At 67.1% G+C, this 605-nt stretch carries 2 protein-coding genes; both read left to right on the plus strand.

Annotated features, from left to right (window positions below; translation table 11 throughout):
* Positions 1-151, plus strand: a 151-nt coding sequence (locus EN884_RS37900) for a phosphonate C-P lyase system protein PhnH (protein WP_164895514.1), incomplete at its 5' end; no start/stop codon positions are given.
* Position 152: 1 nt separating this feature from the next.
* The coding region (locus EN884_RS37905; RefSeq protein WP_206617786.1) for a carbon-phosphorus lyase complex subunit PhnI at positions 153-605 on the plus strand (453 nt) is incomplete at its 3' end.

Here is a 605-nt window from a genome sequence, read left to right on the forward strand (position 1 = left end):
GATCGCGCCGGCGCAGATGCCACGCCATTTCGTCGAGCAGTGGAAGCAGAATATCAAGCGCTTTCCGCGCGGCGTCGACATCATCCTCGCCACATCAGGCGGCATCGCCTGCCTACCGCGCACGACGCGCATCAAGACGATGGAGGCGTAAGATGTATGTCGCGGTAAAAGGTGGCGAAGCGGCAATCGCCAACGCCCACAGCCTGCTGGCCGACCGCCGGCGTGGCGACCGTTCGGTGCCCGCCCTTCGTCTCGACCAGATCGTCGAGCAGCTGGCGCTCGGCGTCGACCGGGTGATGAGCGAAGGCTCGCTCTATGATCGTGAACTGGCCGCGCTCGCCATCGTCCAGGCGCGCGGCGACATGATCGAGGCGATCTTCCTGGTGCGCGCCTACCGCACCACGCTGCCGCGCTTCGGCTACTCCAGGCCCATCGACACCGCCAACATGCTGGTCGAGCGGCGCGTCTCGGCGACCTACAAGGATCTGCCCGGCGGCCAGTTGCTCGGACCGACCTTCGACTACACCCACCGGCTGCTCGATCCCGAGCTTGCCGCCGGCGCCGATGTCGCCGAGCCCTTGCTGCGCGACACGGAAGCGCAAGCC

Source organism: Mesorhizobium sp. M7A.F.Ca.AU.001.01.1.1, assembly GCF_004022735.1.
GTDB classification, from domain to species: domain Bacteria; phylum Pseudomonadota; class Alphaproteobacteria; order Rhizobiales; family Rhizobiaceae; genus Mesorhizobium; species Mesorhizobium ciceri.